The 22486-nt window shown below is 59.4% G+C and carries 16 protein-coding genes; 4 read left to right on the forward strand and 12 right to left on the reverse strand.

Annotated elements, in window-relative coordinates; translation table 11 throughout:
• Positions 1-9 precede the first annotated feature (9 nt).
• The 12 genes from recD to rppH all read right to left on the reverse strand — a co-directional run bounded on the left by recD (position 10) and on the right by rppH (position 18480).
• Positions 10-1866 carry an exodeoxyribonuclease V subunit alpha gene (recD, locus tag FCN80_RS11940; protein WP_136990387.1) on the reverse strand — a complete coding sequence of 619 codons (1857 nt, stop codon included), beginning with the start codon at positions 1864-1866 and terminating at the stop codon, positions 10-12.
• On the reverse strand, positions 1866-5417 hold the full coding sequence (gene recB, locus FCN80_RS11945; RefSeq protein WP_230492632.1) for an exodeoxyribonuclease V subunit beta: 3552 nt from the start codon (positions 5415-5417) through the stop codon (positions 1866-1868). Before recB ends, recD begins: the two co-directional genes overlap by 1 nt.
• Before the next feature lie 22 nt (positions 5418-5439).
• Positions 5440-8328 (reverse strand): pitrilysin, encoded by a 2889-nt coding sequence (gene ptrA / locus FCN80_RS11950; protein WP_136990389.1) that lies wholly within the window; start codon positions 8326-8328, stop codon positions 5440-5442.
• Positions 8329-8347: 19 nt separating this feature from the next.
• Positions 8348-11761 (reverse strand): exodeoxyribonuclease V subunit gamma, encoded by a 3414-nt coding sequence (gene recC, locus FCN80_RS11955; protein WP_136990390.1) that lies wholly within the window; start codon positions 11759-11761, stop codon positions 8348-8350.
• A 95-nt stretch (positions 11762-11856) separates the two neighbouring features.
• Positions 11857-12204 (reverse strand): prepilin-type N-terminal cleavage/methylation domain-containing protein, encoded by a 348-nt coding sequence (locus FCN80_RS11960; RefSeq protein WP_136990391.1) that lies wholly within the window; start codon positions 12202-12204, stop codon positions 11857-11859.
• A 48-nt stretch (positions 12205-12252) separates the two neighbouring features.
• Positions 12253-12693, reverse strand: a complete 441-nt coding sequence (locus FCN80_RS11965; RefSeq protein WP_136990392.1) for a DUF2509 family protein — start codon at positions 12691-12693, stop codon at positions 12253-12255.
• Entirely contained in the window at positions 12690-13265 is a 576-nt protein-coding gene (locus FCN80_RS11970) for a prepilin peptidase-dependent protein (protein ID WP_136990393.1), read from the reverse strand. Before FCN80_RS11970 ends, FCN80_RS11965 begins: the two co-directional genes overlap by 4 nt.
• Positions 13259-13735 (reverse strand): prepilin-type N-terminal cleavage/methylation domain-containing protein, encoded by a 477-nt coding sequence (locus FCN80_RS11975; protein ID WP_136990394.1) that lies wholly within the window; start codon positions 13733-13735, stop codon positions 13259-13261. Before FCN80_RS11975 ends, FCN80_RS11970 begins: the two co-directional genes overlap by 7 nt.
• A 169-nt stretch (positions 13736-13904) precedes the next feature.
• Complete coding sequence (gene thyA, locus FCN80_RS11980; protein WP_136990395.1) at positions 13905-14699, reverse strand: thymidylate synthase; 795 nt, start codon at positions 14697-14699, stop codon at positions 13905-13907.
• Positions 14700-14705: 6 nt separating this feature from the next.
• Positions 14706-15578 (reverse strand): prolipoprotein diacylglyceryl transferase, encoded by an 873-nt coding sequence (lgt, locus tag FCN80_RS11985; RefSeq protein ID WP_136990396.1) that lies wholly within the window; start codon positions 15576-15578, stop codon positions 14706-14708.
• Positions 15579-15690: 112 nt separating this feature from the next.
• Positions 15691-17940: a phosphoenolpyruvate--protein phosphotransferase gene (ptsP, locus tag FCN80_RS11990; protein WP_136990397.1), complete on the reverse strand. Its 2250-nt coding sequence runs from the start codon at positions 17938-17940 to the stop codon at positions 15691-15693.
• A gap of 12 nt (positions 17941-17952) precedes the next feature.
• Entirely contained in the window at positions 17953-18480 is a 528-nt protein-coding gene (gene rppH, locus FCN80_RS11995) for an RNA pyrophosphohydrolase (protein WP_136990398.1), read from the reverse strand.
• 690 nt (positions 18481-19170) lie between these two features.
• Between rppH and mutH the strand changes: the two genes are divergently transcribed.
• The 4 genes from mutH to FCN80_RS12015 all read left to right on the forward strand — a co-directional run bounded on the left by mutH (position 19171) and on the right by FCN80_RS12015 (position 22484).
• Positions 19171-19863 carry a DNA mismatch repair endonuclease MutH gene (mutH, locus tag FCN80_RS12000; RefSeq protein ID WP_136990399.1) on the forward strand — a complete coding sequence of 231 codons (693 nt, stop codon included), beginning with the start codon at positions 19171-19173 and terminating at the stop codon, positions 19861-19863.
• Between the two features lie 138 nt (positions 19864-20001).
• Positions 20002-20736 (forward strand): TerC family protein, encoded by a 735-nt coding sequence (locus FCN80_RS12005; RefSeq protein WP_136990400.1) that lies wholly within the window; start codon positions 20002-20004, stop codon positions 20734-20736.
• 220 nt (positions 20737-20956) lie between these two features.
• Complete coding sequence (locus tag FCN80_RS12010) at positions 20957-21190, forward strand: YgdI/YgdR family lipoprotein (RefSeq protein WP_306767873.1); 234 nt, start codon at positions 20957-20959, stop codon at positions 21188-21190.
• Between the two features lie 253 nt (positions 21191-21443).
• Positions 21444-22484: an NADP(H)-dependent aldo-keto reductase gene (locus tag FCN80_RS12015; RefSeq protein WP_136990401.1), complete on the forward strand. Its 1041-nt coding sequence runs from the start codon at positions 21444-21446 to the stop codon at positions 22482-22484.
• Positions 22485-22486 lie beyond the last annotated feature (2 nt).

Here is a 22486-nt window from a genome sequence, read left to right on the forward strand (position 1 = left end):
CGGCCGGCGTCAGCCGGCGGTCTCGCCCATTCTATCGATTAAGCCGCTGCGTCGCTGGGTCGGCGTAACGATGGCGTGGCGCAATACCGGATCGTTGGCGTAGAGGGACAGGCGCCGACGCGCGCGCGTGATGGCGGTATAGACCAGTTCCCGGCTCAATACCGGCAACACCTGGCTGGGCAATACCAGCGCCGTGTGCCCGAATTCCGAGCCCTGCGATTTATGCACCGTCATGGCGAAGGCGGTTTCATGCTCCGGCAACCGGCTTAGCGGCACCGATTTGAGCAATCCATCGGGCATCGGGAAAACCGCCCGCAATTCGCCGTGTTCATTGCCGAGCATAATGCCGATGTCGCCATTGTATAACCCTAGCGAAGGGGCGTTGCGGACAATCATCACCGGCCGCCCGGCATACGCCCTCCCGCCGTCCACCGCCTGTCTGGGGAGCAACCCGGCCAGCGCCAGCGCCTGTTCGATGCGCGGATTCAGGCCGGCCACGCCGAACGGCCCCTCGCGCAATGCGCACAACAACCGATAATCGCCAAAAGCGCTGAGGATTTCCGCTGGATCGGCCCTGGCTTTCACTCGCGACAAAAACTCGCCATAGCCCGCCACCACGCCATCAAGCATATGCCGGTAATCATTGCCGTCCCGCACCGCCGCATAGTACAAATCGGCGTTTCGGCCGTCGTGCAACAATGCCAGCGCGCCCGCGCTGTCGCCGGCATTAACGGCGGCGGCCAACCGGCCAATGCCCGATAGTTCGTCGAAACGGTAGCTTTTGCGCAGCAGACATAAACTATCGCCGGCGGCGCGGCCGGCCAGAGCGCCTCCCGGCAGCAACGGGCACCCGGTCAGTCGCGCCAACTGGTCCCGCCGCGCCGGGCTGTAGCCTTGTTCGGCGAAGAAGCAAATGTCGCCCAGCACCGCGCCCGCCTCCACCGAGGCCAACTGGCAGCGGTCGCCGAGAAAGATCACTCTGGCCCCGGACGGCAAGGCGGCGATAAGATTGGCCATCATCGGCAAATCGATCATGGAGGCTTCATCCACAACCAGGATATCCACATGCAGGGGATTGCCCGCGTGATGGCGTAAGCGTTGGCTATTGGGCTGAACGCCCAGCAGACGGTGCAGCGTTACCGCCTCGGTGGGAAACTGCCGCTTCTGCTCCGGGCTCAGGTCAAGATGCGCCAATGCCGCCCCCAAGGATTCGCTCAGGCGCGCCGCCGCCTTGCCGGTAGGCGCCGCCAGCCGGATGCGCGGATAACGGCCTTCCGCCAGCGCCATCATGGATGCCAGCAGTCTGGCCACTGTCGTGGTTTTACCGGTACCCGGCCCCCCGGAAATCAGTGAAACCGGATGACTGATGGCCACCGCCGCGGCCACCTTCTGCCAATCAGGTTCCGATCCCCCCGTGGAGAAAAACCGATCCAGCACGTCTTTGACCCGCTGTTCATCCGCCAGCGCCGCGGGCCGGATGTTTCTGAAAAACGCCGCCACCCGGCACTCGTTTTGCCACATGCGTTGCAGGTAGAGCCGGCCGTTGTCAAGCACCAGCGGCGTCGGCCTTGCGCCGTCGCTGACAGCCGGCGACGCTGACAGTAACCCCCGCCAGCCCGCGGCGTCGAGTGCGCCGGCGAGACGCCAGGCATGACCGGCCAATTCAGGATGGCGGCCATCAAACAGCCGATCCGGGCGCAAGCGTTCCAACGGCAGACAGACATGCCCGGCCCCGGCGTCGGCGCTCAGGCAAGCGCAGGCCAGCAGGAGCGCCGGTTCGCCATCGCCGGCCAGCAGTCGGGCGAACTGGACATCCAGATATCGCCATAAACGTAAATGCAGCGCCTGCGCGATGATCGCATCCATCAGTGAGCCCCATCCTGTGCCGTCGCCATGTTTTCTTTGCCGAAAAGCCTATCCAGCGCCGCGACGAATTCCGGCGCCGGGCGACGGAACACCACGCCGTCGCCGGGACGATCCGGCGCCACGCCGCGCAGGAAAACATAGAATACCCCACCGAAATGACGGCGGTAATCATAACCAGGCAACCGATGCCGTAGGTAACGGTGCACGGCCAGGGTATAGAGCTGATATTGCAGATCGTAGCGATGCGCCGCCATGGCCCGCAGCATGGCGTCGGCCGTGTAGTCGTCCGCGCTTTCGCCCAGCCAGTTCGACTTGTAGTCCAATAGGTAATAACGATCCTGCCAGCGAAACACCAGATCGATAAATCCTTTGAGCATTCCTTTGACGTCAGCGAAATCCAGTGGCGGACATTGCGCGGAAAGCATATCGTGGCGCTTACAGACCTTATCCAGTTCCGCCGCGCTCACCCGCCTGTCGATGGGCAGGTAAAATTGCAGTTCCGCCTGGCAATCGCCGGGACTCAATTGGGACAACATGATGCCGCCCTTATCGAGGGGCGCATGTAAAATCCGGGAGAGCCACTGCTCAAGCACCGGCAACCATTGTGGATCGAAGCCATGCTGTGTCGCCTGTTCCGCAAGCCAGACGGTATCCGGCACCGCCGTGAAATCCAGGGTTTCGAATAACCCGTGCAGGAAGGTGCCGGCCGCCGCGCCGCGCGGGAAAGTGTGTGGCGTGAGCGCCGCGGCCGCGGCCGGCTGACTCTCGCCCACGGCGTCGCTATCCAGGCCGGGTTGCGGATCCAGTAATGGAGAGCCGCCGCCATGCCGCTGCAAGCTGGTATAGCTGGCCACCCGCCAGATATCCGGCGCAGCCCGCCGGTATGTTCTGGCGGCCAGCGTTACCGGTTGCGGGGCCGCCGGCCGCCAAGGCCGCCCATCGCACTGGCCGGCGCTGGTCAGCGCGATACCATCCCCCGTCAAAACGGACAGGGCCGACCGCAAAGCGCCGGCATCGCCGGGCAGCCCCTGTTGTACCAGATAACCCAGCGCGCCCCGATGCACGTCGCTGTCGCCGTTTTTTTTCCGTCCGTGACGGAACAGCGGCGCAATGCCGACGCCGCAATAATAAATGGAACGGGTTACCGCCACATACAGTAAGCGGAGATCTTCCGCCAGCCGCTCTTCCTCGGCCAGCCGCAGACTTTCATCGGAGGAAGCGAGATCAAGCCAACCCCGGTAATTGTCGCGATCGTGGAAAAACGGGCGTTTCTGCGCACGGAAGTCAGCGATAAAAGGCAGAAACACCAAGGGATATTCCAGCCCCTTGGATTTATGCACCGTGACAATCCGCACCAAATGGCGATCGCTCTCAAGTCTGAGCTGCTGATTGTCGGCCTGAACGTCGGGCGTTTCGATTTGCAGAGCCAGCCAACGTACCAGCGCATGGGCATTATCCAGTTGCACCGAGGCTTCCTGCACCAACTCGGCCAAGTGCAGGACATCCGTCAACCGACGTTCGCCATCGACGCTGACCAGCAGATTTTCCGCCATTCGACGATGGGCCATGACTTGGCGCAGCATGGGCAATACCCCTTGGCGGCGCCACACCTGACGGTAGCCGGCGAATTCGTCCACCACATCATCCCAGGCCGCGCCGTTTTCGTTTAGGTCGTCAATATCTCGCGCATCCAGTCCCATCAGGCTGGTGGCCAATGCGCAGCGCAAGGCGCTGTCTTGGCCAGGCATCAGTATTGCCTGCATCAGCCACAACAATTCCCGCGCCTCGGGAGTGGCGAAAACGCTGTCGCGATTGGAAAGATAGACAGCCGGGATGGACAAGCGGCCGAGCGCGTCGCGAATCAGGGACGCTTCCATACGATTACGTACCAGCACGGTCATATCGGAAGCCGCCACTGGCCGCCGATCTTCCCCGTTTACCAATATGGCCCGCCCATCTCGGCTGGCGCTTAACCAATCGCGGATGGTCGCCGCACAGTGTCCGGCCATCAATTGCTGGTAGTCGCCGACGCTCAAACCATCGCCGTCAGGCAGCCAGAATTGCAACGCGGGCAGATCATCTCCGTCTATCCTAAGCGCCATGTTCTGGCCGCTGCTGGCGGCCAGAACCGGCGAAAAGGGAATCTGTTCAAAGATGAACGGCGCCAAGACCGATTGGAACAACCGGTTCACCGCATTCACCATGGAAGCGGAGGATCGCCAGTTGGTATCCAACGTATAGTGTGCGGCTACTTCGCTTCTGGCTCGCATATAAGTAAATATATCGGCGCCGCGAAACGCATAAATCGCCTGCTTCGGATCGCCTATTAAAATCAGCCCGCATTCATCCCGGCCCTGATAAAGGGTGCGGAATATGCGGTATTGCAACGGATCCGTGTCCTGGAATTCATCTATCAGCGCCACCGGAAAGCGGTCGCGCACCGATTTCGCCAGCGCATCGCCGCCCGGTCCCCGCAACGCCCGGTCAAAACGGCTGAGCAGATCATCGAACCCCATTTCGCCGCGTAGCCGCTTCTCCTCTTCCAGCGTCTGGCGCAGTTCCTCCAACGCCCGCACGAATACCAAATCGCGCAACGTCCTCGGCTGGCTGAAAAAGTGGTCGATAAGGCCGAACAAAGGGTGGGTGGGCGCGGCGCCTTTGACGGTTTTGGCATTCAGCGCCGACTGGCGAAACCGCTCCAGTTCAGCGGGGACCTGATAGTCCCGGGTCGACGCGCCGGCCCAGGACGACACTTTCTCAAACCAAGCGGGCAGGTTCTTGCCGCTGTAGACGCGTTTGTCCACGCCCGAGCCGCTTACCAGGGGCAGCAATTGGTCGGCATAACGCAGCCATTCCCGCTTCAGCGCGTCGATACGGCCGACAATTCCGGCGTGGCGCGCCTCCAGGGTTTCGTTTTTTTCCGGCGGATTGACCAAGGCCGGCGCCTCGCCTTGCAGATAAGGCAGCAATTCCGTCAGGAGTTTCCCCGGCCCATCCCAATAAGCGCTGACAACCCTGGCGATATCGCCGGACAACGGATAACAATGTCGGCGCCAGAAATCGGCGCAGGCCTGTCGGCGCAAATCCGATTCATCCTCAAGCAACGTTTGCTGAAAAGGCAGGCCGGATTCGACGGCATTGTGGTTAAGCATTCGCTGGCAGAAACCGTGGATGGTAAAGATGGCCGCCTCGTCCATTTGCCGCTCCGCCGCCAGAAGCCGCCGGGAGGCCTGTTCCCTGTCGGGGATCTGCGTCAGTAATTCCCTGTAGAGGGGTGTTGAACTTTCGCCGCGCACACAGGCCAGCCGCAAACGATGAATATTTTCACGAATACGGCCACGCAGCTCTTCGGTAGCCGCCTCGGTGAAGGTCACCACCAAAATGTCCTCCACGCTCAATGGGCGTGGATAAGCCGCCTGGCCGCCCAGACCCAGCAACAGGCGAAGATAGAGCGCCGCCAACGTATAGGTTTTGCCGGTACCCGCCGACGCCTCGATAAGGCTTGCGCCTCGCAGCGGCAGGGTCCAGGGATTCAGGGTCTGGGTGGTCACGTCATGGTTTCCTTTGCTGCGCTCAGGGACGCGCCGGCCGCAACGGCAACGTCTTCTGTAACGACGAGGCATCCGGGTACAAGGTCCATCCCGGCGGCGCCGCATAATCCTTTGCCATCGCGCCCTGTCTGCCGATTTGTGAAAGCAGGGCCAATCCCTTGGGCTCAATTACCGCATCATGGTAGAAATCAGCCATCCGCGCCAGCGTCAATTGCCGCAGCGCGGCCACCACGCGGTCTTGCGTATCGAAGGCGAGATTATCCTCTTCCATATCGCCGACATATTGTCCGGCTTCCTCGCTCAATGTCTGGGGCGGCTGCTGCAACTGGGCTATCACTGCCTGCTTGTACTGCTCGAATTCCGATTGGGGCATGGCGCGCAAGCGTTTTTCCACACCGGCGAAAAAGGCCTGGTAACGCTCATACAAATAGGCGGGCGGTCGTGTCCCGCTCTGCAGCACAAATTCAATGCCGTCTTGCTCGCCTATGGATATCGGCGTCATAAATATGGCGTAGCCAAGCTGTTCCTGGGTGCGCAATTGTTGGTAAAACCATGACTCGACGATTTGCGACAGCAAGTAACTGTTGGCCGCGCTCTGGTATCGATCATAGCCGGCCGGCACATATGCCGCTGACAAAGCCGCATCGGTACTGTTGCCGGTCTTGTCTATCACCGCCAGTTGCGGCCGGCGGATTTCCGTTTGAGGCGCGCGCCGCCAGCGCGTCCCTGTCCAGGCTATCTGTTTTTTCAGCTGGTTGGCCAGGTCGATGGCTTGTTGCCGGGTCATATTGCCCACGACCAGCATTTCCAGCGCGGCCGGTTTGAAAATTTTCCGCCGATAATCCAGCAGGTCCTGTAACGTGAGACCGTCTATGAGGGCCTTTCGCTCATCGCGCTCCACATAAGGCCATACGGTAAGTACCCTGGCGGGAATCACCGCCTGGCTGTAGGGTTTTTCCCGATCGGTGCCTTCCAGTTGATCGCGATACCAGGTCTTGGCCTGTTCCAGTTGGTCGGCGGTCGGTGTAAAGGCGGCGTAACGGTGAACCAGGGTCGTTACCAGTTGCGGCAGACGCTGGGTATAGCCGCTGGCCTTGATGGTCAGGCCGTCATTTTCATAAGTGGAGAAATTAATGCCGCCGACATAGGCCTGGTTGCTGAGTTCGGCCACATTCAGGCCGGCGATATAGTCATTCATGGCATACAGCACCTGATCCCTGGCGGTATGCATCAGTCCGGCCTGCCGGAAATTCAGCGTAATGTCCGCCCGGGGCTCATCGGCGAAATACCGGCTGGGCGTATAGAGCAATCTTAATCCCGGCTGTTCGAGCACCGTGACGGGATGCGCCGGCACATGGCCTCGCTTGATCAAGGTAAAATTATTGGCAATAAAGGGATTGAGCCTTGGCAGCGACAAGGCGATGCCTTGTTCTTTGCTTCGCCATAATGTGCGCCGTTGCGGCGTGATGGCATCAACCTGATAAGGCGCGTCGACAAAATAGGCCTGTTTGTCATGGGGCTCGTCGGGACTGATAAACCATATCCGGGCGTTTTCCGGCGTCATGCTGTCCAGACGCGCCTTGATGGCCGCTGGGTTATAGCGATCCGCCAGATAGGGCGCGTCCAGGACATGCCGTATCGGCACCCGTAGCATGGAATCCACCAACCATTCGATATAATCCATATCGCGGGTGATCACCGGATACCGGAAGTCTTGCCGCAGCACATTGGCGATCTCGTCAAAATATTGGCGCTGTATGCCATGTTCCCGCAAGGTCTTGAGATAGCTGAACACCGCCGCCACCACTTCGTCTCGTTGGGCATAGCCTTTGTCGCTCAGTGAGACGGCAATGGAGAAAATACCGCCATTGCCGTTGACCATCGGGTCGGCCCCGGCGTCGATATCGTCGGCGAGTCCGTTTTTTTGCAGCCAGTCCGCCAACGTACCCGGACTGCGATTGCCAATCAGATAACTGATATAGGTATCGCTTTTACTGCGAAAAGCCCGGCTATTGTTGCCAATAGGGAATTCCAGGCGCAGCATCTTTTGCGGCTTTACCGGCTGGTAATGAATGATAATGCCGGTCTGTCGCCGGGTGTAGGGCGGCACGGCGATGGGGGGTACCACCGCATGGCGATTGGCGACCCGGCCATAGGTTTTGGCGGCGATGGACGCCAGTTGCGGCAATGATTGGTTGCCGTATATCACCGCCACCATCAGGTTGGCGGAATAGTAACGATGGTAGAAAGCCGTCAGGGCCTGGTGCAGGTTGCTGCCCGGCTTGTCCCTGAGCGTGTCCAGATTGCCGCCGGCGAACCGGGAGCCGGGGTGGGCCGGATTCATGGTTTCGGCCCGGATTTGCGCCATGCGCAACCCGTCGTTGGCGCGGGCCATCGTCAATTCGGCATTGACCGCATGGCGCTCCTTGTCGGCGCTGCCCGGGTCGAGCAAGGGTTCGGCGATAGCGTCCGCCAAGCGGTCTACCGCCGGCAACAGGGCGCCGTTTTCCACTTCCAGATAAAAGGCCGTCCGGTAGGGCGCGGTGCTGGCATTGTGATCGCCGCCGTGTTGCTTCAGGAATTCCGACAGGTTATCCGGCTGCGGATATTTTTTGGACCCCATCAGGATCATGTGCTCCAGATAATGCGCCAGGCCGAGCTGGCTGTCGGGGCTTTCCAGCGTGCCCACCGGCAAAGCGATGGCGGAAAGGGATTTCACCGCCTGCTTGTCGCTGACCAGCAGGACTTTCATGCCGTTATCCAGTCTGATGGCCTGATATTCGCGGACATCGTTGCCGCTTTTGTGGATTGTTTCATTGATGGGTTGCCAACCGGTTGCGGCCCAGCCATTGGAAAACCAAACAAAACACAACAGAAAAACACCGAAAACGCCAGTCACCCGTTTTTGCATTCCACTCTCCGAACAATCCTTAAGGGGCCGGCCTTGGCCTCGTTGATTTTGCCGCCGTAACCGCCAGATTCAGGCTAAAAGGCGGCAAATAGTATGTTTGCGCCGCCCGAATTATCGCCGCCAGATGCGCCTCGCCCAATTGGCGCACTACCCGTTGTATGTAGGCGTCCTCGCCGTCGCCGGGAACGTGGTCGTCCCCCAGCCAGGCTTGCAGTAATTTATCGCGCGCCTGTTGTTGACGGCCCTCGCTCCAATCGATTTCCCCCCGATCGCGATCGAAACACTGGTTTAACCAGGCCCCGCCCGAACGGGACAACAGCAGTAGCGGCGTTTGCATACCTTGACGGTATCCCTGGGCCAGCGCAACCAGAAATATCCGGGCCTCGTCGGCGGCCAACGCGGCAAAACGCCATTCCCCCTGGATGCCGAACATCCGGCTTTCGCCTGCGCCGCCCATGGCGCACCACACCAAATGCTCCAGCCACAGGGACATGCCGTCGCCAACGGACAATACGCCCGGCCGCCAGCGCAGCAAACCGTCATTCTGCACCTGGGTCAGCCAGCCGGAAAGCGTCAGACCGTCAAGATCGAGACTCACTTCGATGCTTTTGCCGTCTTCCCGACGGCGATGCTCGCGCACCTTATCGGCCAGTTCCGCCAGGCCGTCGCATTGTTTTTCCCAGAAAAGCTCGCCGAAGGCGCCATACGGCAGGTTGCCCGCGGCTTTGACCTTGCGATACAGCCGATTGGGATCCTCGCCGTCAATCAGGGCAGTGAGCAATTGCTCATCAAGGCGATAGCGCGTCAGACCATCGATAACGAACGGCTCCTCGGCAACGAGCTCGCGTTCCTCCAAGCGAAAGTTAACCCCCAGACGCTGCTGGAAAAACGCCCGCACAGAATGACGATAGAAAGCCCGCAAATCCTCGAAGGACAACGCGTTAAACGGCCGCTCGGCCAGCGGGCGGCCAAATTCCCGATGAGGCGTGCCGCCGCCGCTGGCCGACGGCAGCCATTCGGCGGCAAAGCTTTGCTGCTCGCTGCCGGGTATAAAGTTTTCCGGCGCGAAGGGCATCCGGGGATGCCCTTGCACCAGATGCCGCCTTACATGTTCGGCGCTGGCGTCCACGTCCAGCGACTCGTCACCCGGCAAGCAAAAACTCTGGGCGATATAATCGGCCAGTTCGCTGACCAATACCGAGGGATAGCGCGCGGCGTTGTCCTGAATGGAACGTCCGATGTAGCTGATATAAAAACGTTGTCTGGCCGACAGCAGCGCTTCCAGAAATAAGTAGCGGTCATCGTCACGGCGGCTGCGATCGCCGCGCCGGGGTTGCTGCGTCATCAGATCAAAGCCCATCGGTGGCAGAACGCGGGGATAAACGCCATCGTTCATGCCTAGCAAACAGACGATCTTGAAGGGAATCGAGCGCATAGGCATCAGGGTGCAGAAATTGATGGCGCCGGCCAGAAAGCGCTGGCTGACCCGTTGTTGGTCCAGCCTTGCGGCCAACTCGTCGCAAAAAAGCGTGACGCCGATGGGCTGGTTCACGCCGGCTTGTATGCCGAACCGCATAAGCTGCCGCCATTGGTCCTCCAGCAGCGTCAAGGCCATTTCGGCTTCGGCGTCCGGCAGAAAAAAATCCTCGATCATGGCGCGGCAGCACGGCAACCAGTCCGCCGGGGTTTTCGGCAGGCTAAGCGTATTCCGCCAGCGCCGCAACTGCGCCAGCAGTTCCGCCAGATTGCCCGCCAGTTCGGCGATAAGCCCGCTGGATTCATCATAAGGCAGGATGCCGTCCCAATCGCCGCTGCGGCTGTCCATGGCATAGCCCAGCAACATGCGCGTCAGACCGAATTGCCAGGTATGCTGTCCGGTGGCCGGCAGCATCAGATCACGAATATTATCGTCATCCAGTCCCCAGCGGATCCCCGATTCGTCCACCCATTGTCTGAGCAGTTTCCGGTCGTCTTCGCGGATGGAAAACCGGGCAGCCAGCGCCGGCACTTCCAGCAGCGACAGAATGTGTTCGGCGGCGAACCGGCTGCGCGGTAAATCCAAAAGTCGGATAAATGCCGGCAGCACGGGATGAAGTTGCCGGGCCCGCCTATCGGACAAAGCGAACGGCAAATGGCGCTGGTTGCCAATATCGCCGAACACCGCCTGAATGGCCGGCGCGTATTGATCAATATCCGCCACCATGACGATGATATCCCGCGGCGACAGCTCGGGATCGTCGTTCATCGCGGCCAATAGCCAATCATGCAGCGTTTCCACTTCCCGCTGCGGACTGTGGCAGGCATGCAGGCTCAAGCTGCGGTCATCGGGGTCAAGCCGGCGTTTCGCGCCGCTGTTTTCCAGCATATCGGCCCGCATGCCGAGAACGGCGTGATCTTCCAGATCAAGGATGTCGCGTTGCAGCGTCGGCAGCAGGCCCTCGCCGTCCGGATCCACGAAAGCGTCCACTTCCTGGCCATCCTCCAATTGGGACAGCAGATACAAATGATCGCGGCCGAGTTTGCCCCAGGAGGCGAGCAAGGGATTGCCCACCGCCAGCTCCCCCTGGTCGTCAAAAAGACTCCCGGCCTGTTCAGGTCGGCGAAAAACCGGTTTTTCCAGTGGTTGGCGGTAATCACTGCGCGTCCTGAGCTGCAACTTGGCCAAAAAGGCATGATCGCGAATGTCGCCCCAGTAATATCGACAGGGATTGGTAAAGAGCAAATGGATATCGACATGACGTCCCAAGGCCTGCAACGCCTGGAGATAGGTGGGCGGCAAGGCGGATATGCCGCAGATAAAAACGCGCTGCGGCAAACCCGCCGGACGGCTTTTCGCCGCTTCAAGCGTGTGGATGAAACGTTGATACAAGTTGGCGCGGTGCCAGGGCGACTGACCCGATTGCGCGGTGAACTCCACCAGCGCGCGCCATAACGGCGCCTGCCACAGTTGCGCTTCCCCCAGACCCGCCACCGTGTCGCCTTTTTGCCAGCTTTCCAGCCAGTCGGGACGGAATACCAGATACTGATCGAACAAATCGGCCAATCGGGCGGCGAACTGGTGGCATTTACGCAAATCGTCATCGTCCGACAGATAGCGGCACACTACCTCGAAACCGGGCTGACGGCTGAGCGCCGGCAGCAGGGACATCAGTTTCCAGGTCATGGCGTCTTTGGAAAACGCGCTTTCGGCAGGGACGTCCGGCAGCACGCGGCCGAACATCTGCCAGATGAAACTGGCCGGCAGGGGGAATTCAATATTGGCGGCGATACCGAAATGCGTTGCCAGCTCAATTTGCAGCCACTGCGCCATGCCGGTGCTTTGCACCAGAATCACTTCCGGCTGGAAGGGATCCGCCAGCGGTTCCCGCTCGATCAACGCGGCGGCCAGCTCTTTGAGCAAATCCAGCCGGTTTGAATGGTATATCCTGAACATGCCGCTCCTCCAGGCCCCCCCTGCCTTGTGCCCGAGCCGTCCCTCATGGAGGACACTTTAACCCGATTGGCGCCGAAAACAAACGACCGCAATGACTATTCCCCCTTTGGCGCAACGCAAAACCATTCTTCCGCGGCAATGGTTTGCCCTGCCGGCGAAGCCGCTCGAACGCGCATCAGCCGACAGAATGGCCCCCGGGCATGCGCCGTCAGGGACAACCGCCAGCCGTCGGGCAATTCCAGCCGCGCCAGCGGCAATTCGAGGCGGTAGAGTTCCAGCGCCTGATGAGCGTAAGATTGCCCCTGACGGTACAGGCGCAGATTCTCCTGCGCCTGTGCCAGATGTGAAGAATAGTCGAGCAACGCCAAAGCGGACAGCGAAAACAACAATACCGCCGCCAGCGCCTCCGGCAGCGAAAATCCTTGTTCCCCGTCCGCAAGCATACCCGCCCCCTTTGTAGGCCCCACTCCCGCCCGTTTTACACTCACCGGCTAGCCGGCGGGATAGTCTTGCCAGCCTCGGACAACGGCATCCAAAACGTAAAGCCGTTCCCCTGCCGTCCCCTTATCGGCCAGACGCGGCGCGACCCGTCGGTATAATGTGATATCGCCGGTCCGCTCGTCCGGATCGCCGCTTTCCCCCCGCAATAGCCAGCCCTCGCCCGCCCCGGATACCACCAGGCAGGCGCGAAAAGGCTCGCCGATCGGCCGACGGCATTGCGCCAGCGGCGCGTCGTCGCCCCGCCAGTATTGGCTCATTCCCCAGGACAACGCGGACTCGGCCCGATGAAAGGCCGTCAGATATTGCTGTTCGTCACGAAGGATATCGCGCCAGGCCGATTGAGTCCGTTGCCAGACAAGCAGGGTCGTCATGCCAAGCAACAGCAATCCCATTATGGCCGCCAACGTGCCGCCGCCCTGTTCGCTATTCATGACGACCCGTTACGGCAGGCGACTATTCGGCTGATCCCATGCCGGACAGTGGGCTTACCCCGCGATTCGCCGGCCAGTACGATACGGTAGGCGTTGTCCGCCAACGGTTCGAAGCGCAGCCGGGTCACCCGCCATTGCCGGGGATCGTGCGTTTTCACCCAATTGCCGCCCTGGCAATGGGTGACGCCGCGCCGCGCTTCCAGCGCGCCTTCCCGCAACCGGTAGCCGAAAGTCTCGTCCACAAGCGGTCCGGATGGCGCGATGCTCGCCGGCGCATAGAAGGCATAGGTGGTCAGCAGGCAGGATTGGCGCGTCTCGCCCCGCCGTTGGCCGATAACCACCGCCGGCCGCGGGCATCGGGAACGGCACATGCCGGCCCGGCGCAAGTCCTTTTCCATCGTCAACATGGCGTAGTCGATATGGCGCGCCAGTTGTATCTGGCGAATATGGTTCAAACTGAAACGCTGCACTTGCGGCAACAAACGCATGGCCGCCATCATCACCACGGCGCTGACCGCCAGCGCGCATAAGGTTTCCGCCAGCGTGTATCCCCCCTGCCCGGATTTCAACATGGCGGTACCGCGGCCCAGCGGCCTTTTTCACTACACAGGCGCAGCCGCCCGGCGCCGGAGATGATGATTCTGATAGACCCGGCCGGATTGCTTACCAGCACATGCGTCGGCGTAGCGGTATTGTGCCAGCCCAGCAAGCGTATATAACCCGGCTCGGCTATCTTCAGGCGGACATCGGTCAGCGGCGGCCGCAAGATCGTTTGCGCCACGCAAGCGCCGCAGCAACCGGCGAGGGTTGTGCCGGCGTCGGGCATGAAAGACATCCGGCATGCCTGATTGCCGCGAACGGCGCGCCATTGCAGCCGCGCCAGGAAATCCGTTATCTGCCGGGCGGCCTCCGCCAGCCGGGCATGCTGCCGATAGCCATGCCAGGCGTGGCCGCCGGACAGGGCCAGCATACTGACCAAAAGCATGACCAGCAGCATTTCCGGCAAGCTGAAACCCTGCGGTGAGAATATCCGTTTCTTCATGCCGTCAGGCTATCTCATGCCGCTATGCAGGCGCCAGCGCCCCCTGCCGGAACCGCGAAACGGCGCGCAAACAAAACGGCAAGGCGTGCAAACCGGCGAAGAGGGGAGCTGACGGCGGTGTTTTCACACCAGGGGATAGAGGGGCCGGACGACATGTCCGGCGGAAAGATCAGATGGCCACCGGGGCTTTGATGGCAGGATGGGGATCGTAGCCCTGGATATCGAAATCCTCAAAACGATAATCGAACAATGACGCCGGTTTGCGCTTAATGACCAGGGTTGGCAGCGCACGGGGCTCCCGCGTCAATTGCAAATCGGCCTGCGCCAGATGATTGCTGTAAAGATGGGTATCGCCGCCGGTCCAGACGAAGTCCCCCACCCGCAGATCGCATTGTTGCGCCAGCATATGCGTCAGCAAGGCATAGCTGGCGATGTTGAACGGCAAACCGAGGAAAATATCGCAGGAGCGTTGATAAAGCTGGCAGGACAACGTGCCGTCGGCGACATAGAACTGGAACAGCGCATGGCACGGGGCCAGTTTCATTTGATCCAATTCGCCGACATTCCAGGCGGAAACGATGATCCGGCGCGAATCCGGATCCCGGCGCAACTGCTCCACCACCCGGCTTAATTGATCTATCTGTCGGCCATCGGCCGCGCCCCAGGCTCGCCATTGCTTACCGTAGACCGGCCCGAGATTGCCCTCTTCATCGGCCCATTCGTCCCAAATGGAAACATTGTGCTCATGCAGATAGCCGACATGGGTGTCGCCGTTGAGAAACCACAGCAGCTCGTAAATGATCGACCGCAGATGGCATCGTTTGGTGGTGACCAGCGGGAACCCCTGCCGCAGATCAAAGCGCATCTGATGGCCGAAAATGGACAAGGTGCCGGTACCGGTGCGATCCGATTTCGGCGTCCCCTGCTCGCGCACCAGCCGCATCAATTCCAAATATTGTTTCATGTAACCTCAAGACGCGTTTTGCGTCGCGTGATGGCGATAGGCCCATATGAACATGATGACGCCGATGACGATCATCGGCAACGACAGGATCTGTCCCATGCTGATCACGTTGTCGAACAGGCCCAGTTGCGCATCGGGCTGGCGGAAAAACTCCACGATCACGCGGAAGGTGCCATAGCCTATCAGGAACAGGCCCGAAACGCTGCCCAGCGGCCGCGGTTTGCGAATAAACACATTGAGAATAATGAACAATACCACCCCTTCCAGCAGCAATTCATACAATTGGGAAGGATGGCGGGGCAATACGCCGTATCGGTCGAACAATGCCTGCCACTGAGGATGCGTGGGCAACAGCGCCAGATCCTCGTCCCGCGAACCGGGGAAGAGCATGGCCCAAGGCGTGCCGGGCGAGACGCGCCCCCACAGTTCGCCGTTGATGAAATTACCCAGCCGGCCGGCCCCCAGGCCGAAGGGGATCATCGGGGCAATGAAATCCGACACCTGAAAAAAGCTGCGATGGGTACGACGGGCGAACCATAACATCACACAGATGACGCCGATGAGGCCGCCATGGAATGACATGCCGCCGTCCCATACCTTGAAAAGGTAGAGCGGGTTTTGCAGAAACAGCGGAAGGTTGTAAAACAGGACATAGCCGATGCGGCCACCAAGAAAGACGCCAAGGAAACCGGCGTAGAGCAGGTTTTCCACTTCGTCCTTGGTCCAGCCGCTGCCGGGACGGTTGGCGCGCCGCACCGCCAGCCACATGGCGAAGACGAAACCCACCAGGTACATCAAGCCATACCAGTGAAGCGAGATAGGCCCGATGGAAAAAATTACCGGATCAAATTGCGGAAAAGCCAGATATTTGCTTGTCATTCATCACCACGACTTAGGGATAATTCACGGCGTATCATAGCATAGGGCAAGGTAAATCGCGGTCGCTCGACGGTAAATTTACCGTCGGCCGGGCGGGTTTTCGCCGCGGCGCTCAGCGCCCGCCGCGGATTAAGCCGCCCAAACCGCGACGTTCCAGGAAGGCGGCCACCTGGTGGCGCACGTCAATGGCGTTTTGGGCGGCCAGCGCCCGATCCACCAGCACGCTTATCTCCTCCAGGTCCACATTGCGCAGCAGATATTTGATTCTCGCCACGCTGCGGCCGTTCATGCTAAGGCATCGATAGCCCATGCCGGTCAGCAGCAGCGCGCCCATGGCATCGCCGGCCATCTCGCCGCACAGGCTGCATTCCAGGCCGAGTCGCCGGCAATCGCCGATGATTTTATGCAAGACCTGCAGCATGGCGGGATGCAAGCTGTCGTACATGGCGGCGACCCGGGTATTGTTGCGATCCACCGCCAGCAGGTATTGAGTCAGGTCATTGGTGCCCACCGAAATGAAATCCACCCGGCTCACCAGCGACGGCAGCATATAGACCATGGCCGGCACTTCGATCATGATTCCGACGCGCGCCGGCGGCAGCGCGTAGCCCAGCGTTTCCTCCACTTCCCGGCCGGCGCGGTCGATCATGCGCCGGGCGTCGTCGATTTCGTCCACACTGGTGACCATCGGCAGCAGAATGCTCAGGTTGCCGGTGGCCGCATTGGCGCGCAGCATGGCGCGCACCTGGATCAAGAAGATCTCCGGCTGATCCAGCGTAATGCGGATACCACGCCAGCCCAGGCAGGGATTTTCCTCGCTGATGGGCGTCATATAGGGGAGCTGTTTGTCCGAGCCCACATCCAGCGTTCTCAGGGTGACCGGCTTGGCGGGAAAGAGTTGCAGCATGCCCTGATATTGCGCTACCTGTTCGTCCTCGGAGGGAAAACCGCTTTGCAGCATGAACGGAATCTCGGTGCGATACAGCCCGACGCCGTCGACCCTATCGCCAAGGCGTTGTTCGTGCTCGGCGCTTAAACCGGCATTCAGCATAATCTGTACGCGTTCGCCGCTTTTCAGCCGCGCCGGCTGTTCCACGTCGTCTTCCGCCAAACGGCTAAGCTCCTTTTCCTCGCTGATGAGACGCTGATACTCCTGAACCAGCACCGGTTCGGGATCCACCAGCAATTCGCCGCGATAGCCATCCACCACCAACAGGCGCTGGTTGAGCAACATAGGCTGGATATCCGCCCCCATCACGGTGGGAATGCCCATCGCCCTGACCAATATGGCGGCGTGAGAATTGGCCGCGCCGTCGCGCACCACCACGCCGACCATTTTGTTTTGCGGCATTTCCGCCAGCAACGTGGCGCTCAGTTCGTCCGCCACCAAAATAAAACGGGACGGCCACTGGGTCACACGCTGACTGTTGTCGTCAAGGTGGAACAGCAAACGCTGCCCCAGCATGCGCAAATCATTGGCCCGCTCGCGCATGTAATTATCGCTGAGCCGGGCGAATTGATCGGCAAATTGTTCTATCACCTGCTTTACGGCCCATTCGGCAATGGAGCCGGCATCGATCTCGGCGAACAACTCCCGTTTAAGCCGGGCGTCGTTTAGCAGATGAGAGTAAAGGTCGAATATGGCCGCGCTGTCTTGTTGGGCGCTGGCGTTGAATTTTTTGCTGTAGCGGCGGAATTCCGCCGCGGCCTCCCCCAGGGCGAATGTCAGTCGTTCCCGTTCCAGCGCGGTATCCAGCGACGATGCCGGAAAAATCTGTTCCAGCGAGGGCTGGCTGGTATCCACCCACCCCTGGGCTATGGCGACGCCGGGAGACGCGGCCAGCGCGCGGATACGGGTCTGCCGGTACTGGCCGAACAAGGCATTCAGTTGCGATTGCGATAAAATGCCGGCCAACTGAGTGGCCAGCGTGACCATAAAGGATTCTTCGCTTTCATCGAACTGCCGGTGTTCGCGCTGCTGTACCACCAGAACCCCAAGCAACTGCCGGCGATGGATGATCGGCACGCCCAGGAAGGAACGGAAACGTTCTTCCTTGACGGCGGGAATATATTTGAAACTGGGATGGGTATGCGCGTCAGCCAGATTGATGGGTTCCGCCAGCCGGCCCACCAGCCCGACGATGCCCTGGTCGAACGCGAGCGTGATGGCGCGCCCGCGCGGTTTTTGCAAACCGCGCGTCGCCATCAGGTAGTAGCAGCGCCTGTCGTTATCCGCCAGATAGACCGAACAAACCTCGGTGTTCATCGCCTGACAGGTTTCATTGACCAGGATGTCCAGCGTATCGGCCAGACGGGGCGCGGCAGCGACCTTTTCAACGATTTCCCGTAAACGCGTGAGCATGTTTTGCGTAGCTCATCCCCTCTTTCTGCGATAGGCAGGGCATGGCCGTTGCGCGGAAGCGTCCTGCAACGGCATGACAGTACCGGAAAACTCTTTCATCACCCGACGGTAGACATCCCGTTTAAATGAAACCACCTGGCGCACCGGGTACCAGAAGCTGACCCAGCGCCAGCCGTCGAATTCGGGAGTGCCCCCGCGCTGCATATTGATATCGGCATCCTGACACATAAGCTGTAGAAGAAACCACTTCTGCTTCTGTCCTATGCATACCGGTTTGGTATCCCAACGCACCAGGCGTTTGGGCAGTTTATAACGCAACCAGTTACGGGTGGCCGCCAGAATCCGCACATCCTTTCGTCCGAGCCCCACTTCCTCGAACAGTTCACGGTACATGGCCTGCTCAGCGGTTTCACCGGCATTAATACCGCCCTGAGGAAATTGCCATGAATGTTGTCCGTAGCGTCTGGCCCATAACACCTGCCCATTGCGATTACAGATTACGATACCAACGTTCGGGCGGTAGCCATCATCATCGATCACCAGACTACCTCGACTACTTATGATGCATACATGATGTGATTGTTTCACATCCCCTCAATACGGTAAACCACTGCTTTTCAGTAAAGTCCGACCTCAAACCCGCTTTTAGCGGCATTGGCGAATAAGTTATTAACAAGTTTAGGGAGGCGATCGGCCAATTATGCACTTTTTCTGTGGATAGCTTTGTGCAGAACGCTGAAGAACGATGGGAAAACTTTCCTCGGCATTCTGGACCCGCCCAGATTTATCTGAAAAATTCAAAGAGAATTCAGTCGCCTAAAGTGGCCCACCACCACTTGCCCGTGTCAATGTTTCCCCCGGTACCGGTCGATGGATTGCGCAAGGCTAAAAATCAGACAATGCTGTTTTTATCCACAAACCTGCGCAAAAATTATCGGAAATTTGGAACAAATCAGTAATGTTTGCGTCAGTCAAGGCTGTGGATAGCTACAGTAGTCGCTATTTATCAAGGTTATCCCATATATCTGTGGATAAACTAGTGTAAGATCCTGTTCATTGTTGCCGCCGACGCGTGAACAACCGGAAAGATAACGTTGGCCGGTCAGGAAAGCTGCAAGAAAAATAACTTCAAAATCATGCTATTATTATTTTTTCCAGGATTCGTCCACAGCCGGCGCCCGGCTACGGACGTATCAGTTTATTTTTTAGTCGCTCCAGGGACACGCTAACATGAGCCAGCCCACTCTATCGCACCCGATGGCGCCGCCGGTCGACGAAAGCGAATTACTGGCCCGCGCCGGCGCCCTGGCCGGCTACAGTCTTGGGGAACTGGCCGCCGGAGCGGGCTTGCGGGCGCCCGCCAACCTCAAACGCGATAAGGGTTGGATCGGCGTTTTGCTTGAGCGCTATCTGGGCGCCAGCGCCGGCAGCAAACCGGAACAGGATTTCGCCCATATCGGCGTGGAACTGAAAACCATCCCCGTCGACAGCCAAGGCCGTCCGCTGGAAACCACCTTTGTGTGCGTCGCGCCCTTGACCGGCAACAGCGGCGTGACATGGGAAACCAGTCATGTCCGGCATAAACTGGCGCGGGTATTGTGGATCCCGGTGGAAGGCAGCCGCGATATACCGCCGGCCCTGCGGCGTATCGGATCGCCGTTGCTTTGGAGTCCGGACCCAGAGGAGGAAAATCGGCTTAGACAGGACTGGGAGGAATTGATGGATCTCATCGTGCTGGGTCAGGTGGAGAAAATCACCGCCCGTCACGGCGAGGTTCTACAATTGCGTCCCAAGGCCGCCAACGGCCGGGTCTTGACCGCCGCCGTGGGCGAATACGGCCAGCCGATAATGACCTTGCCGCGTGGTTTCTACTTAAAGAAAACCTTTACCGGTCCGTTGCTGGCCAAACATTTCCTGGTTTAATCCACCCGCATCGCCGAGGGAACGCGCAATCCCTTGCCCTCGTCGGCGCCGCCGAGATGCAACTCAACGTATTTAGAGTATAGAATTATTTAGGGTATATAATCTTCGTTTAATATTCGTTTAGGTTTTTGGCAACTCATGTTTGATTGGCTTACCGATCCCGGCGCCTGGTTGGCGTTAGGCACGCTGACTATTCTGGAAATCGTTCTTGGCATAGATAATATCATTTTTCTTTCACTGGTCGTCGCCCGACTCCCCGCCAGGCAGCAATCCAAAGCACGCATTGTGGGCCTTTGCGGCGCCATGCTGATGCGATTGTGCCTGCTGGCGTCCATTTCATGGGTGATCCGCCTGACTTACCCGCTCTTCACCCTGTTTGACAATGCCATCTCGGTCCGGGATGTAATTTTGCTGCTCGGCGGCATTTTCCTGATCTGCAAATCCAGCAAGGAAATTCACCAGACGCTGGAGGGAGAGGATGGGGAACACGACGCCGGGGCGGGCTCCTTTCTCGGCGCCATTGTCCAGATCATGTTGCTGGATATCATTTTCAGCCTGGATTCGGTCATTACGGCGGTGGGATTGTCCAACCAGTTGTTGATCATGATGCTGGCAGTGATCATTTCCGTAGGCGTGATGCTGTACGCCGCCCGTCCCATCGGCGAATTCGTCTCCCGCCATCCTTCGGTGAAAATGCTGGCCCTGTCGTTTCTTATCTTGATAGGGTTTACGCTCATTTTGGAAAGCGTCGATATCCATGTGCCTAAAGGCTATATTTATTTTGCGATGTTTTTCTCCATGGGCGTGGAAGCCCTTAATCTCACCCGCAGCAAGAAAGCCTCGGCCGGACGGCAGTCCGGTCCCGATGCGTGAAGACGCGCGCGTCCGCCGCACGGCGGTACCGCCAGGAATACAATAGACGCTGTCCTTGTCGGGCGACGATTCGCGGCATGGCATGGCGCGCGCGATGTGAAGACAGGCGGGACGCAAGCCGGCGGACAGTCTGAAAATCAGTCTGAAAAAGACCCCGGCGGGTCATGGCGCGGCGCTGATTTGCTAGACTGGCATCAGTTCGATATGAGGATGGAACACCATGAAGAGAACATTGTTGAAAAAAAGCGTTGCGATTTGCGCGTCGCTGCTTCTGGCGGGCGTGCTGGCCGGCTGTTCCAGCGATTATGTCATGGCAACCAAAGACGGCAGGATGATATTGACCCAGGGCAAGCCCGAAATGGACAAAAGCACCGGGATGATCCGTTATACCGACGAACGGGGTAATAAAATGCAGATCAATAGCAATGACGTCTCGCAAATGATTGAGCGTTAATGCGATTAGCGCCGGTTATCGGTACCTGCAATAGCATTTTACTTTTCCCGGCGGCAAGGCTTGGTTATAGTCGGAAAACAGCGGCGGCATAGACTCTGGAAATTCACGTTGCGAGCAGGGGCAACCCGGCGGATCCCCAGACGCTCAAAAATGGGCGGCCGGGGAGCGCGGGGGAAAGTCCGCGCGCTTGCGGCTTGGAATCCAACGAGTTTAGATGATGTCCGCGTTTTCTGATACTAAGGAACCAGCCTCAATGCATTATCACCGTATTCCGCACAGTTCTCTCGAAGTCAGCGTCCTGGGATTGGGCACCATGACGTTTGGCGAACAAAATAGCGAGGCCCAGGCCCATGAACAATTGGATCTCGCCGTCGCGTCCGGCGTCAACTTCATCGACACGGCGGAAATGTACCCGGTGCCGCCCCGGCCGGAAACCCAGGGGCTGACGGAAAGCTATATCGGTAGCTGGCTACGCCGGCGGGGCCAACGCGAAAAAATCATATTGGCCAGTAAAGTGACCGGCCCGGCTCGCGGCGGCGATGCCCTTATCCGGCCGCAGCAAATGCTGGATCGCAAAAATATCCGTCTGGCGTTGGAGGACAGCCTGAAGCGGCTGCAAACCGATTATCTCGACCTTTATCAAGTCCATTGGCCGCAACGGGCCACTAACTGTTTTGGCAAGCTGAGCTATCGCTATACCGATGAAAAACCCGCGGTTACGCTGCTGGAAACGCTGGAAGCGTTGTCTGAACAGGTGCGCGCCGGGAAAATCCGCTATATCGGTATTTCCAACGAAACGCCCTGGGGCGCCATGCGCTATCTGCAATTGGCGGAAAAACATGATTTGCCGCGTATCGTTACGGTGCAAAATCCCTACAGCCTGCTTAACCGCAGCTTCGAGGTGGGCATGGCGGAAATCAGCCAGTATGAAGGGCTGGAACTGCTGGCGTATTCCAGCCTGGGCTTCGGCACCCTGACCGGCAAATATCTTAACGGCGCCCGGCCGGCCGGCGCGCGCAATACTCTGTTCAGTCGCTTTACCCGCTACAGTTCGCCGCAAACCGAACAGGCGGTGGCCGAATATGTCGCGCTGGCGCGGCGGCGCGGCTTGGATCCGGCCCAGATGGCCCTGGCCTTCGTGCGAAGCCGGCCGTTCGTGGCCGCCACGCTGCTGGGCGCCACCACCCTTGAACAGCTTAAAACCAACCTGGACAGTCTGGATCTGCGCCTGGACGACGAGGTCATGGCCGAGCTGGAGGACATTCACCAGCGGTTCACCTTCCCCGCGCCCTAGGT

It is taken from the genome of Martelella alba, assembly GCF_005217455.1.
Taxonomy (GTDB): domain Bacteria; phylum Pseudomonadota; class Gammaproteobacteria; order Enterobacterales; family Enterobacteriaceae; genus Acerihabitans.